This is a genomic window from Salinivibrio sp. PR932 (assembly GCF_001996125.1).
GTDB lineage: Bacteria > Pseudomonadota > Gammaproteobacteria > Enterobacterales > Vibrionaceae > Salinivibrio > Salinivibrio proteolyticus.
This window is the reverse complement of record NZ_MUFM01000009.1, coordinates 90,592-104,691: the sequence shown is the minus strand read 5'-3', so window position 1 is coordinate 104,691 and position 14,100 is coordinate 90,592. Positions and strand designations below refer to the sequence as shown.

The window sequence follows — 14,100 nt, the reverse complement described above, 5'->3', positions numbered from 1 at the left end:
TTCATGGCACGAGTATAAACAGATTGCGAATCTAGGCAAAGTGCTTGATTATTCTGTTGTGATAATGGCTGTCAGCGTGGCAGACGCACAGCATGAATACGTCATAAAGTTTTCAATTGCCAAGTCATTCACGTTCCGGTAATGCCTTTGCGCCACTATAACGTGCCTGCGTGGCAGTCGGTTGACAACAGAATGAAGGAGATATGATGGGGCCAGTATGGTTGGATGTTCACGCAGAGCGTATCGACAGTGAAGAAAAAGAGATCTTAGCGCACCCTAGCGTGGGCGGTGTCATCCTGTTTGCATGCAATTATCATGACAGTGAGCAATTGCAGGCGCTCACTACGGAGATCCGTGCAGCAGCGGGGCGCGACATTCTGATTGGTGTCGATCAAGAAGGGGGGCGTGTACAGCGTTTTAAAGCGCCGTTCACGCGTATTCCTGCGGCGCAGTCTTATGGGGCCCTCAAGGCGGATGTCAGCGTTGCCGAGCAAGCCGGATGGTTGATGGCCGCCGAGCTTATCGCGCATGGGATTGATTTAAGCTTTGCACCAGTATTGGACTTAGGATTTGCCTGCGCAGCGATTAAAGATCGCGCCTTTGGTGACAATTCCGCGGAGGCTATTCGTTATGCGCGCGCCTTCACCCAAGGAATGCGTACGGTGGGTATGGCCAGTACGGGCAAGCATTTTCCGGGTCACGGAGGGGTACAGGAAGACTCCCATCTGGTGACGCCGAATGATCCGCGTGAGATGTTGCACTCGTCGGATTTCGCCATCTTCAAAGCGTTCATCGAGGAAGGCTTACTGGATGCCATGATGCCGGCTCATGTGGTGTATCCACATCATGATGCGCGGCCCGCCAGTGCGTCCGCGTTCTGGTTGACCCAGATCTTGCGCCAGCAGCTGGGCTTTAAAGGACTGATTTTCTCTGATGATCTCAGTATGGGTGGGGCACATGTATTAGGCGATGCACCGGCTCGCGCCCGCGCAGCCTTGGAAGCAGGCTGTGATATGGTGTTGGTCTGTAACGACCGGGATAGCGCGGTTGCCGTTCTCGATACCTTGCCTATCACCGATGTCCCCGCGGCCAGCCAATTGCGTGTAGCAAAAACGATCAACTGGGTAGATTTGCAGCTTGATACGCGTTGGAAATCAGCCCGAGCTCAGGTCACTGCTCATCAGGCCAATTGGGAGGCGGCAACGGCGTAATACATATCCTTCAGTACGCCATTGATGGCCGTTGTGACTTGCAGTACACAAAAGGGCAACGCCGAAAGACGTTGCCCTTTTACTTGTATTCTATTTAGCTGTGCGTGTGCTATCTCGCTATGCGCCTCAACCCGTTTTGTTGCTGCAGGGCGGTGTGACCACCGTGTCATGCAATCTGTTTGGGGGCTAGCGACTGTTTGTCAACGGTCATCTCCGAAAAAGCCATCATCGTGTTGTTGACGGCGTGACTTATTCTGCTGACGTTTCTTACCTTTTTTACCGCGTGGTGCCTCGTCATCAAAATAATCGTGGTGTCGGGACTTGAACTTCTCTTTGTGTTGAGAGCCATGTTTTAACCATTGATCCCACTGTGCCATGGTGGTGCTTTCCTAACGCTAATGTATTTACGTGGCTGTGTGTGCAGCCGGATATTCAGGCAACGCGCGCGTCACCCTTAAAGGTTAAGATAGCCCAAAAATTCACCGCCGACTAGTGAAATTATCATTGCAAACGTGTTTTTTTTACTCTGGGATAAGCTGGCCAGTAGAGTTTTGTAAATCATTGATTAAATGTGATTTATCGCTGCCATCTAACCAGACAARATAAAGCTGATGAACCAATGCTGGGCTGGTGCCTACCAGATGCAGTTGTCCACGGTCGATGTATGGTTGAATAGCCAGAGACGGTAGAAATGCTATGCCGCCGTGGGTGAGTAAATAATTAAGCGCAAGGTGACATGATTGAGTGTGGAGGACGGGTGGACGTTGCAATGCCTCAATACGACTTTGCTCGACAGCAAAGCGGGTTCCCCAATCCAAATAGACGATCGCTAAGTCTTGGATATCTGCCATGGTCACATCGGGCAGGTGGCTGACCAATTGCAATTGATAATCGCCGAGGTGATGGGAGTGCAATCCTTCGAGTTTGGGTAATTCAGACGTCAGACCGGCATCAATGCGCTTTTCAATCAATTGACGCGCCAGCATTTGTCGAGGCGTAGCTTCAGCGCGGATCACCCAATCAGGTTGATTGGCACATATACGATTAATCCAGTCACTGACCCCTTCTAATTCCCAAAGTGTTGGGGACGCGCCAATAGTGAGCTGCTCGTTGGCGGCTTGCGTCAAGGTGACATCTTGCTGAGCCCGTTGCCACGTCTGTAACAAGGTTTCCGCATAAGGCAGCATGCGTTCTCCGGCACTTGTGAGCCGAACATTCCCGCGTTGACGAATGAATAAAGGGGCACCGAGTTGGGTTTCGAGCTGACGAATTCGAAAACTAACTGCCGATTGCGTCAAATAGAGATTATCGGCCGCGTGGCCAAAATGACGTGTTTTACTGACCTCGATAAAGGTACGAAGAAGTTGAATATCCAAATAAAACACCCTGCAAACAAATCACAGCCTTATTTAGGCAACAAAAAGCGATACGCGTCAAGTCACACAGTTCTATTTATCAAGGGAATGGAAAGGAAACCGCGGTTAAAGGAGCAAATCGGCCAACGTCAGCGGTCGGTCGGTCAAACCAAGGTGCTGAGCCGGTGTTTGATGCTGCTTGTCTTGCCAACACAAATTGTGCCACGCGCGGTAAATATCAAGCAGGGGAAGTAGGCCGCCGGGACGTAAACGTCGACGAGGCTCATTGACTAACAGCGCAAATTGCTGATGAAAATGTTGCTGATATTTCTTCAATGTATCGCAGCTAGCATGGGTTAACCAGTAGGCTTCTTTACCTTTTGCTTGGCCATGATCGCAAATGGCTTTTGTGCCTTCACCACTGCGCGTAAACGCCCAGCGATCGCGCCACCAACTGAGTAATACGATATCGATTTTCTCAGGCTCTGCACCGGGTTGCCAGTATGCGTCCTGTTCAACGTATACATGACTGACACGTTTATCCCGAATGTCAGCTTCAAAGACTGATAAGCAGGCGGAGCGGAGCAAAGGCTCTTGCGGTGAAAACACCACAATGTTTTGCCAATGCGCCAATAATGGCTTGAGGTTTAGGTAGTGGGCATAGGTTGTGTACTGTGGACGTATCAAGGTGCCACGGTTGGGATAGATAAAATGTAGTGGCTGGGTATACGGGTCTTCCACATTCGAGCGGGCGAAAACCGCGCGATATTTTGCATCCACGCGACCGAGTAATCCCTCGGGTGTCGCGAGTATTTCGCTTCGGTCGACATCAGGCGCACTGGCGATAAATCGACAATGATCTTGATAGGGATCGTGCTGAGCATTGACCACTGGGTGATCGTACGAATGATAATTCACGTCTTGCAGCAACACATAACCGCTATGTGCTTCCCCCGTAGCGAGCCATTGCACGCCATTTTGACTGTGTGGCTGCAAGGGCGCGTGTACGCTGGCAAGATGGCCTTGGGTGGTTTCGCCTAAAAAGCGCGTATCATAAGCTGCAAGTTTTTGCCGACAGCGAGCGGCGATATGGTTGAGATGATCGTAAAAGGTTTTGGGGTTTAGCGTTAGACGGCGGCAAATCTCTCGCACCGTGTGGCCTGTGAAAAGGTAAGCCAACAACTTTTGCTGTAACTCACTTTTTTTATTCACCCCCGACCAGCGATCGACGAAGGTGCTTTGACACCCTTTACAGCGATAGCGTTGTTTATCACCGCTGTAGCCAAACGCATGGTAGCAGGCTCGGTGGGTGAGTACGGGTTTGCCCAGGTGCTCGCAATCTGGGTTGGTGCAGGCGCATAAACCATCGGCATGCAGTTGGCGCTGAGTGATCAGCTCTGCATGCACTTGATGGTTGTTAAGCAATGGAGGAAACGCACCACACTCGCGGCATACCAAGGTTGGGCGTGCCGGATTGGTGTGCTGAACCAAGTAATGCTGCTCATCAGTGGACCCAAAATTTGGGCAAGTGAGCGTTTTACAAAAGTTCAGCTGCAAGTCACCGGCAGCTGGGGGCAGTTTGCCGCTAGACACGTTTCCTCCGATCAACACTTACAGGTTGATCGCTGTTTCAAGCGATACAGTCATCATTTCGTTAAATGATTTCTGACGCTCGTCTGAGCTCAAGGCTTCACCACGGATGATGTGGTCAGACACAGTCAAAATGGTCAGTGCGCGCGCGCCCAGCTCAGCGGCCACACCGTAGATGCCTGCCGCTTCCATATCAACCGCAAGGATGCCAAGCTTGTCCATGGTGTTGAACAGATCCGCTTCTGGGCTGTAGAACAAGTCCGCAGAGAAGACGTTACCCACACGAACAGAAACGTTTTGTTTACGCGCTTCACCCACGGCAGTTTCCAGTAGGTGGAAGTCAGAGATCGCAGCAAAATCGTGGTTCGCGAAACGCGTGCGGTTCACTTTAGAGTCGGTTGATGCACCTTGTGCAACAATCACATCCATCAGTTTTACATCGTCTTTCACAGCGCCACAGCTACCAACGCGAATGATATTCTTCACGCCGTAGTCTTTGATCAGCTCATGCACGTAGATTGAGCAAGATGGAATACCCATACCGTGGCCCATCACTGACACTTTTTTCCCTTTGTAGGTGCCGGTGTAGCCAAACATGTTACGTACGTCAGTGACACGCTCTGCGTTTTCCAAGAAGTTCTCGGCAATGTATTGCGCACGAAGTGGATCACCTGGCATCAGGACGGTTTCAGCAAAGGCGCCATCTGCGGCATTGATATGTGGGGTAGCCATAATGTGCTCCAATTATCTTAAGTTAAGAGAAAAAGCGTTCGATCACGGCCTGATAGGCCATGCCGCCAAGGTAGATACCAACAATGCCCATGATCCCCGATAGTACTGGGGGAGCAGGCAGTGGTAGCTTGATCGCGCTGAAGAAAAAGCCAACGATGGCACCAGCGACGACCGCAAGTAAAATCTCGTTCATTGTAACCCTCAAACAACTTATTAGATGCAGTCAAACTCATGTCGGTGCCGATTTTGCGACAGTTCTAACTGTCTTTATTGTCTTTGCTCTAGCGCCGGATGAGATGGACTCAGTGTATGTAACAACGCCCTAGTAACGCGCGATCCCGATCACAACTATCTGCATATTACCGCGAATACCCCCTAATGGTTACCAAATATGTTGATAGTGTCGATGCAATCGCTTGCTTTTTGGTCATTCAGAGCATGGCGTGTGATCACGTAGGCATTTTCGATGGTGTGTGAGGGGATAGTGGCGCAAACAAAAACAGTTCTTTTGCGCCAGATCAAGGTAGGCATCAGCCTTCACTGAGTCACTTTTGCTGTTGATCGCTGCTCGGATAGCAAACACAGATTGATGTCTCTTATCTTGCGCAATATCAATATAATTATAAATATGAACGATTCTCACTTCTATTCGTGACTTCGTTTTTTAATTGCGCTAGCATGCTGCCATCAACCTTGATGAGGAACTAGCGATGCGAGCTTTTCGTTCAATTTTTCAACTTGTTATCTTAACGACATCTTTACTATTTGGTAGCCAAGTCGCGGCAAAAACCATTGAGCATGCGATGGGAACAATCGAGATAGATGGTGTGCCACAACGTGTGGTCGTGTTGGGCCAAGGTAGCTTAGACGTGTTAGATCGTATTGGTGTTGAGCCTGTGGGTGTGGTCAAGTCACTGATGCCCGACTATCTTGCGGACAAGTACCAAGATGAAAAGTACGTCGCCGTGGGTACGGTAAAAGAGCCGGACTATGAGGCTATTTTCATGGCCAAGCCGGACCTGATTATTGCTGAAGCACGTATGGCCTCCCTGATGAAAGAGTTGGAAGAAATCGCCCCGACGATTATGTTCCAAGCAGACTACAACCAATACTGGCAGAGCGTGCAGAAAAACTGGCGTATGCTAGGTCAAGTCTTCGACAAACAAGACAAAGTGGAAGCAATCATCGCAAAGATGGATGCCAAAATTGCTAGCACACGTAACAAAGCCGCTGCGGATAACTTTAATGCGTTGATGGTGATGAGCAACGGTAGCAAAGTGGCAATGTTCGGCGAGAAAAGCCGCTTTGGTATGGTGTTTGATGAGCTCGGCCTAAAACCTGCGAAAAGCGACGATGTAGAGGTCGCCGGCTCTCATGGCAACTTGATTTCTTTCGAGTATATTGCCGATGCCAATCCGGATGTACTGCTCGTGCTAGACCGTGAGCAAGCCATCGGGGAAGGTGTAGGAAAAGCGAAAGCGCGCTTTGATAATCCACTCGTTAACAAAACGCCAGCCCACCAGAATAATCGCATTAGCTATCTAGACCCAACGGCGTGGTACATCACCATGGCGGGCATGACGGCGATGGATAAGATGATCGACGATGTAAATCGCGTTCTCTAACCGCTAAATAACTGGCTAATATTGACCCGGGCATTCCCCGGGTCTTTGTGATTGTAAGCGTCTCAACGGTAGTTGTGTTGTGAAATACCTTTCTATACCCGTCCTCGTGATTCTTGCGCTGTTATCGATTTCGATAGGGGTGGCGCACGTATCGATTGAAAATCTACTCGCAGGCGATGCGCAAGCGTGGACCATTTTTACCACCAGTCGAATTCCGCGATTATTGGCCATCTGTTTGGCGGGTGCCGGCCTCAGTGTTGCCGGCTTAATCATGCAGCAGATTTGTCAAAACCGATTTGCCTCACCTGATACCACCGGCACCATTGATTGTGCGTTGCTGGGTTATGTGTTGACGCTGGTGGTATTTGCCGGCGCGAGCCAGTGGCTGGACTTGGCCATGATTGTCGGGACCGCCATGGCGGGCACATGGTTATTCGTTCGTTTTCTGCAGCGCCTCAAATTTAAAAATACGGTACTGGTGCCACTGATTGGCATCATGTACGGCAACGTGGTGTCTTCGCTCACTCAGTTTCTTGCTTACAAATACGACCTGATTCAGACCTTGCAGGCGTGGACGGTCGCTAACTTTTCCTCCGTGCTGTCGGGTAACTACGAAATCTTATTTGTCGCTGTGCCTGTTTGTGCCATTGCTTACGCCTATGCCAGCCAATTCAGCGCCGCCAGTATTGGCGAAAGCTTCGCTAAAAATATTGGCTTGGACTACCAAAAAGTGGTGTTGTTTGGCGTGATGGTCGTAGCGCTTTTGTCTTCGGCTGTGGTGATGATTGTCGGGGTGATCCCTTTCTTGGGTCTGATTGTTCCCAACGTGGTGTCCTTATTTATGGGCGATAACATTAAACGCAACCTGCCATGGACTGCATTCTGGGGCGTTGTGCTGGTGTTGAGCTGTGACATTTTAGGTCGAGTGTTGATTTTCCCTTACGAAGTGCCGATCGCGATGATCATTTCCATCCTTGGGGGCGCGGTCTTTATTTATTTAGTCATGAGGGATAAAGCCAATGCGTGATGTGGTTAAACTCTCTCTTGTTCTTCTTGGTGCCTTGGCCGTCGCTGGATACTTTTTGGGTCATGGCCTTACTGCGGATAACTACGCTTATTTTCTTTCGCGTCGTACCCCGAAAGTATTGGCGATCGCCCTCGCAGCAGTGGCTATTTCGGCGTCATCGTTAGTGTTCCAAACCATTACCAATAATCGCATTCTTACACCGTCGATTCTTGGCTTCGATAGCTTGTACATGTTGTTGCAAACAACCTTATTGGTGGTGTTTGGCGCATCCAGCGTATTGCTGATTAATCCGTACTTAAATTTTGTGGTATGCGTGATCTTAATGACGATTAGCGCCACGGTTTTATTTACGCTGTATTTTCGACGCCGACGCGCGAACATTTACACCTTACTCTTGATTGGTATCGTGCTGGGGAGTGTGTTTGGCAGCATCAGTCAGTTTTTTACTTTGCTGGTCGACCCGAGTGAGTTTGCGGTGCTGCAAGATGCGATGTTCGCAAGCTTTAACAATGCGAACCGTGATTTGGTGTATATGAGTGTTCCGGTGCTCGCATTGTGCTTGCTCGCGCTATATCGCTATGCCAATCAGTTGGATGTGTGCTGGCTAGGAGAAGACAACGCGATTAGTCTTGGCGTCGATATTCGTCGCCTTACCCTTAAAGTGATGATGATCATCGCGGTGATGATTGCAGTCTCAACCGCGCTTGTCGGCCCAGTGCTATTTTTTGGCTTGATTGTGGTTAGCCTTGCGCGACAAATGTTCATCAGCTATCAGCACCGTTTCTTGATTATCGCTACCAGTATTTTGGCCGTGTTCTTGTTGCTAACCGGTCAGTTTGTTGTTGAGCAGTGGTTTGGCTTTGAAACCACTGTCAGCGTCATTATCAACTTTGTTGGCGGGAGTTACTTCCTGTACCTGCTGACCAAAAATAAGTTTTAACCATTATGATTGAACTGATCGAACTCTCTAAATCCTATGGGCAAACCAAGGTAGTTGACCAAGCCAGCGTGCTGTTTCCACCGGGAAAAGTGACTGCAATCATAGGGCCCAATGGCGCTGGGAAAAGTACCTTGTTATCGATGGCAAGTCGGTTGACTGACAGTGATGCGGGGCAGGTTTTAATTGGTGAGAAGCCGTTGGCCGAGTGGAGCAATGAATCATTGGCGAAACGTCTTGCGGTGTTGCGCCAGTCCAATAATATCAATATGCGCTTTCGTATTCGTGAATTGGTCGCGTTTGGTCGTTTTCCTCACTCAAAAGGCCGTTTAAGTGACGACGATAATCGGATCATCGATGATGCTATCGCGCAGCTTGGTTTGGAGGAGCTTCAAGACCGCTTTATCGATGAGCTGAGTGGGGGCCAGCGCCAGATGGCCTTCATTGCGATGGTTGTAGCGCAAAATACTGACTACATCTTTTTGGATGAGCCGTTAAATAACCTCGATATTCGCCACTCTGTCGCCATTATGCAGACGGTTCGTGACTTGGCACATCGCCATAATAAAGCCGTGGTGGTGGTGATGCATGACATCAACTTTAGCGCCTGTTACGCCGACAATATGGTCGCGATGAAAAACGGCGAAGTGGTTGCCAGTGGTTCGGTGAACGAGGTGGTGACGAAGCCGGTGATGGAAAGCATTTATGAGATTGAATTTGATGTGAAAGACATCAATGGTCAACGTATTTGCCTTTATTACGGCGCCCCGACACCGGCGTTGGCGCTGGCTCAGTAAACGGTCTCCAGTCACGAACGCGACTGGAGACTACCGTGTGACTAGTGCGATTTTGCGGTACTCGGTGTGTTGTGGCTGGTTGGTGCACGAGTCAGCCACCAACTGGCCAGTGAGCCGAGTGTCACCATCGTCACGCCTTGCCAGAAGGTGAGCGTTAGTTCGGTCGACAAAAGAATGGCGGACAAAAATGTCGATAAAATCGGGATGAAATAAGACAAGGTCGCCAAAAACACCAAGTTGCCTTTAAGGATGCCAAGGTTCCATAATCCGTAACCGCCCCCCATTGCCGCACCGGCTAATAGGACATAACCGACGTCTGACCAAGCAGCGGAAAATGCTGGCGCGTCGGAGAGCGCGAAACCGATCCAGAGTGTGATGGCGGTGGCGATAAAGAACCACGTGATGCCATTTTTTCCCTGCGCACTCATGCGAGTCAGATTACAGTATATGGCCCAAATGATGGCACCACTGAACGCCAGTGTGTAGCTCAATGGATTAGAGTGAATATTGGCGACTAAATGTTGCCAAGACACCCCCTGTTTGCCACCGACGGTCCAAACGACGCCTAAAAAGGCGACCATCAAGGCAGGGTAAAGCCAAAGACTGACTTTTTGACGCGTGATGAGCACGGAAAAAAACACGGTTAGACATGGCCACAAATAGTTAATCACGCCCATTTCGATCGCTTGTGTCCGCGTATTGGCCCACGCTAACGACAACGAAAGGCATAATTCGTAGACCACGAATAACACGCCGCCAACAATCAAGTAGCGACGCGGAAAGTCACTGAGTTTAGGTGTCCCGACAAAAAGTACTAAGCAGAGCGCTGCGATAGAGTAAATAGCAGCAGCGCCACCCAAAGGGCCAAGCAGTTCGGTCACGTGGCGAATCAGGGCGACATTGCTGCTCCACAGTAGGATCGCGCCACACCCCGCAAGCGTGTATTGATTCATAACAGGCAGTCCAAGCAAAAACGCTTAAATTGCCTATCTTTTCGGCATCACGCAACCCCATCAAACATCTTTTTGTTTCTGCAATGCTTGTTTGGCAAGTAATGTATCGAGTGGCGTAGGGTGATCGATTAAGAATCCCTGAACATAATCGATGCCAATGTCTTTGACCAAGGCGAGTTTTTCTTCATCAGAGACCCATTCAGCCACGGTTTTATATTGCATCGTCTTACAGATACTGACGATAGATTCGATAATCACGCGATCAATTCTATTTTCCTTGTCGGCCAAATTTGCCACAAATTGGCCATCAACTTTGACCACATCGACGTTAAACAGTTTGAGATAGTGGAAGGAGCATAGTCCTGATCCGAAATCGTCAAGCGCCACATGGGCGCCATAGGCACGTAGCTCGTCAACGAAAGAAATCGCAGAGTTAAGGTGGCTGATCAGCGCCGATTCCGTGATCTCAAAACATAGCCTATCGGTGGGGAAGATGGACTCGGCGACCAATTGCTTGAGTCGGGCTTGGAAATTGGGGTCACTGATCGAATGGGCAGACAGGTTGATATTGAATCTTAGCCCAGAATCTGCGAGCTCTTTTGCGCGAGTAGTCAGGACATAATTCGCTACCCATTCATCAATCTCGCGAATATGGCCAAAGGCTTCTGCGGCGGGAATAAATTCCCCAGGGCTGACGATGCTACCATCGGTATCCACCATACGGACCAGTAACTCGTACCAGTGTTCGACTGTTGGCCCTTCAACGGGAGCAACTTGCTGGCCATAGAGTGTAAATCGGTCTTCCGCTAACGCTCGGGTAATTTTACCGACCATTTGCATATCATTATGTCGCCCTTGTGCTGAGCCTGAAATATCATCGTACTCCACGATCTGGCCGCGGCCTGCGGATTTGGCTGAATACATCGCCACATCCGCGCGACTCATCAAATCAGAAAGGGACAATGCATTATCGGTGACATTGACAAGTCCAACGCTGGCACTGATAGAGAAAATACGCTCCCCATATGGGAAGGATAATTGTTCTAAGCGATGGATAAGCGCCTTGATCGTGCGTTTAGCATCATGCATATTGCAATTGGTCAGCAGTATCGCAAACTCATCCCCGCCTAGCCGTGCGACCGCATCGTCACTACGAATATTATCGGCTAAGGCTTGGGAGACTTGGCACAGCACTTCGTCTCCCGCGTGGTGGCCCACCGAGTCATTAATAATTTTAAATAAATCGAGATCGATAAACGCCAAGACAGAGGGTATGTTCAGCGTTCTCGCCTGCACCAGATGCTGTTCCATCATGGTTTCAAATGCGCGTCGATTGGGTAGTTGGGTTAAAGGATCGTGGTTGGCATTGTAATCGAGCTGTGCCATTAAGGCGTGCTGCTCTGACACATCTCGCAATACCACCACATAACCTCGATGTGATTGTTGCTCGTTATCACCTAACAAGGGTGAGATGGCGACAGAAATATACACTTGTTTGGTATCATTGAGCACGAGTCGGTAGGCATCTTGAATATGGGTTTCGAAATGCGTTTTGAGCTGTTGTTCACTAAGGTACGATAAGCGAACGGGCTCTCCATGATGGAAAAGATAAAACACATCATCGACCGATTGGCCAATCGGAGCTTGCTCACGATAATTGGCAAGTTTTAGGGCGGTATTATTGAGATAGACCACATGCCCTTTCTCATCCATTGTGATCACGCCATCGTTGATGGAGTTCATCACCACATTGAGTTGTTCACGCTCGGTGGCAAGCGTGGCGTTCAGTTCATTAATTTCGGTATTATCCCAATTGGCACCAATCATGCGGATGGGCTGGCCGTTATCATCAAATTGCGTCGTCGCTAAGGCACGCAAATACCGCGTGTGCCCTTGCCGATCGATGATACGAAATTGCGTATCAAGCTGTGCCAGATTGGCTAAGGCTTGCGCGAGTTCATCCTGAACGCGTGGCAAGTCGTCACCATGCATATGTTGTTGCCAGGTAGCGAGTGTTTCACAGCCGGCGCCTGTCGCAATGTCGTAGAGCTGATACATTTGTGAATCCCACTCGAGGCGGTCTTCTTGTACGTGATATTCCCAAATCCCGATGTTGGCTGCTTGTGTGGCGGCTTCTAGCCGTCGTCTTAGCGTATCGTTTTGCACATTTGCTAAGTACTGTTCGGTAATATCAATTGCAGTGCTGAGTACGGTTTGAGGATCATCGTCTTGGCGCGCGGATGATTGGCGAAGGTAACGATACTCACCTGATGCATTTTGAAAGCGGAATACTTCAATAACACGCTCGGTATGCCCATCAACAAGCAGCTTCATAGCTTGTTCAAGTGCAGGGCGGTCTTCGGGATGAATGCGTGCGAGCCAAGCGGGATAGGTGCGAATTTTCTTGGCTTGGATGCCGAGCAATGGGGCAGACCAATCAGAAAAGATCAGTAAGCCAGTTTGGGTGTTTAATTCGAACACCGCGAGTTTGTTGATATCAAGTGCAAACCGCCAGCGCGCAAGCCAACGTTTTTGTTCGCGCTGTGCTGCTTTCAGTTGGTTGATGTCTTCCACTTGGCTGATCAGGTGGGTAACGTGTCCGGCGTGTTTGTCACGCACTGCAGTGACAGAGAGCCGCCCCCAAACAACATAGCCATCGCTGCGGACAAAGCGCTTCTCCATCCGTTTGTTGTCAATGTTTCCAATGATCAGCTCGTTTAAATAGGCTTTCAACTCATCTTGATCTTCCTCTCGGGTAAAGCGAGAAACATGGACGCCGCGCAGTTTGGGCTGTCGGTAGCCCCAAAAGGTTGCAAGGCTCTGGTTGATATCTTGGATATAGCCGCGAGAGTCGAGAATCGCCATCCCAATTAATGAATTGTGCATGGCCTGAGTCAATAAGGAGTGTTGCTGAGTATGTTGGCGTTGATGCTGGCGATAGCTATAAGCCAGTTGTGTCATGCATACCCCAATAACGAGCGTGCTCGCAGCAGTGGCCAGCATGGGGATGGAGGCTTGGTAGCTACTTTCTAGGTGAAAGGTCAATACCCCCATTGCACTCAGCACGTCAAAGCTTAATACCGCCAACGCGATCGTACTCAGGCCAATCAAGCGGCTTTGTAAGGTGGCGGCGAGGAAAAAGAGCCCAGTCAATGCGATAAATGGATAAGGAATAGCGTAGAGCACCGCAGTGATCAGTGCGAATAAGGCCACACAGCTGGCTAATAAATAGCTGGGAGATGTGTGAACAATCAGTGCATTTTGTCGTTTAGAACGGCGTTCGGCATTGATCACTAACAAGAGTGGAAAGAGGGCAACAAAGCCGATCAATTCGCTTAGATACCAGCGTCCTAGGGCGTAGTCGACATGCATCGCGTCGTGAAAGGAGAGTACGCTGGCACCTAAAACCGCACCGAGCAATGGTGACAGCACGATAGTGGGCCCGATACCGCGAATAAACGGCCACATACCTTCCAAGGCATTGCCAAAACGCACCCGCATGGTGCGGTATAGAAAACACCCCAACAAGGCAGTCGAGCCGTTGACCAAGGCCAGACTAACACTCAGTGAAGGGGGGATGCCCATTAAGGTATCGGCATAATAGATGCCAACAACGAAGCCAAGCAGACCAATCGGCCACGCATAGCGAGGATAGCAGGTGAGCACAAAAGCACCGGCTGCGGAGGCGTACCAGATGATGGCGAATTGCTCGCTGTCGGGGAGGACGGCAAGTGAAAACCACACGAGGGTAAAGCCAGTGACTGCAAGCGCCAAAAATGCATGGGTGGAATGACGTACTCGCCGACTAAAAATCATGAGTCTCTCGTTAATAACAACAACCTATGGTCAGCTTAGACCACTTTTACGTGATTA

12 protein-coding genes are annotated in these 14,100 nt (G+C 49.8%); 5 read left to right on the top strand and 7 right to left on the bottom strand.

Translation table 11 applies throughout. The annotated features are described in order from the left end of the window. Positions 1-206: 206 nt before the first annotated feature. Positions 207-1,211 carry a beta-N-acetylhexosaminidase gene (nagZ, locus tag BZG84_RS06705; RefSeq protein ID WP_077480347.1) on the top strand — a complete coding sequence of 335 codons (1,005 nt, stop codon included), beginning with the start codon at positions 207-209 and terminating at the stop codon, positions 1,209-1,211. A gap of 200 nt (positions 1,212-1,411) precedes the next feature. Here the strand turns inward: nagZ and BZG84_RS16325 are convergent, their stop codons facing one another. The 5 genes from BZG84_RS16325 to BZG84_RS06685 all read right to left on the bottom strand — a co-directional run bounded on the left by BZG84_RS16325 (position 1,412) and on the right by BZG84_RS06685 (position 5,081). Continuing rightward, the gene (locus tag BZG84_RS16325) at positions 1,412-1,588 is read right to left on the bottom strand and encodes a hypothetical protein (protein WP_157893189.1); all 177 of its coding nucleotides are present in this window, start codon (positions 1,586-1,588) and stop codon (positions 1,412-1,414) included. A 144-nt stretch (positions 1,589-1,732) separates the two neighbouring features. After that, complete coding sequence (hdfR, locus tag BZG84_RS06700) at positions 1,733-2,587, bottom strand: HTH-type transcriptional regulator HdfR (protein WP_077678085.1); 855 nt, start codon at positions 2,585-2,587, stop codon at positions 1,733-1,735. A gap of 105 nt (positions 2,588-2,692) precedes the next feature. After that, a complete protein-coding gene (locus BZG84_RS06695) occupies positions 2,693-4,159 on the bottom strand; it encodes a lactate dehydrogenase (protein ID WP_077480350.1) in 1,467 nt (488 codons plus the stop codon). 18 nt (positions 4,160-4,177) lie between these two features. Then, a complete protein-coding gene (deoD, locus tag BZG84_RS06690) occupies positions 4,178-4,888 on the bottom strand; it encodes a purine-nucleoside phosphorylase (protein WP_069586729.1) in 711 nt (236 codons plus the stop codon). Positions 4,889-4,910: 22 nt separating this feature from the next. After that, a complete protein-coding gene (locus BZG84_RS06685; RefSeq protein ID WP_069586728.1) occupies positions 4,911-5,081 on the bottom strand; it encodes a XapX domain-containing protein in 171 nt (56 codons plus the stop codon). Positions 5,082-5,598: 517 nt separating this feature from the next. On the opposite strand from BZG84_RS06685, the gene BZG84_RS06680 reads away from it, so the two are divergent. From BZG84_RS06680 to BZG84_RS06665, 4 genes are all read left to right on the top strand, one after another. Beyond that, positions 5,599-6,513 (top strand): siderophore ABC transporter substrate-binding protein, encoded by a 915-nt coding sequence (locus BZG84_RS06680; RefSeq protein ID WP_205907452.1) that lies wholly within the window; start codon positions 5,599-5,601, stop codon positions 6,511-6,513. 79 nt (positions 6,514-6,592) lie between these two features. Next, positions 6,593-7,540 carry an ABC transporter permease gene (locus BZG84_RS06675; RefSeq protein ID WP_069586726.1) on the top strand — a complete coding sequence of 316 codons (948 nt, stop codon included), beginning with the start codon at positions 6,593-6,595 and terminating at the stop codon, positions 7,538-7,540. Continuing rightward, positions 7,533-8,480, top strand: coding sequence for an iron chelate uptake ABC transporter family permease subunit (locus BZG84_RS06670; RefSeq protein ID WP_077480346.1), 948 nt, complete (start codon positions 7,533-7,535; stop codon positions 8,478-8,480). The genes BZG84_RS06675 and BZG84_RS06670 overlap by 8 nt, the downstream gene beginning before the upstream one ends. Before the next feature lie 5 nt (positions 8,481-8,485). Continuing rightward, on the top strand, positions 8,486-9,274 hold the full coding sequence (locus BZG84_RS06665; RefSeq protein ID WP_077480345.1) for an iron ABC transporter ATP-binding protein: 789 nt from the start codon (positions 8,486-8,488) through the stop codon (positions 9,272-9,274). 41 nt (positions 9,275-9,315) lie between these two features. Here the strand turns inward: BZG84_RS06665 and yddG are convergent, their stop codons facing one another. Together yddG and BZG84_RS06655 are read right to left on the bottom strand one after the other, a co-directional pair. Next, positions 9,316-10,227 carry an aromatic amino acid DMT transporter YddG gene (gene yddG / locus BZG84_RS06660; RefSeq protein ID WP_077678075.1) on the bottom strand — a complete coding sequence of 304 codons (912 nt, stop codon included), beginning with the start codon at positions 10,225-10,227 and terminating at the stop codon, positions 9,316-9,318. A gap of 60 nt (positions 10,228-10,287) precedes the next feature. Then, the gene (locus BZG84_RS06655; protein WP_077678074.1) at positions 10,288-14,043 is read right to left on the bottom strand and encodes an EAL domain-containing protein; all 3,756 of its coding nucleotides are present in this window, start codon (positions 14,041-14,043) and stop codon (positions 10,288-10,290) included. Positions 14,044-14,100 lie beyond the last annotated feature (57 nt).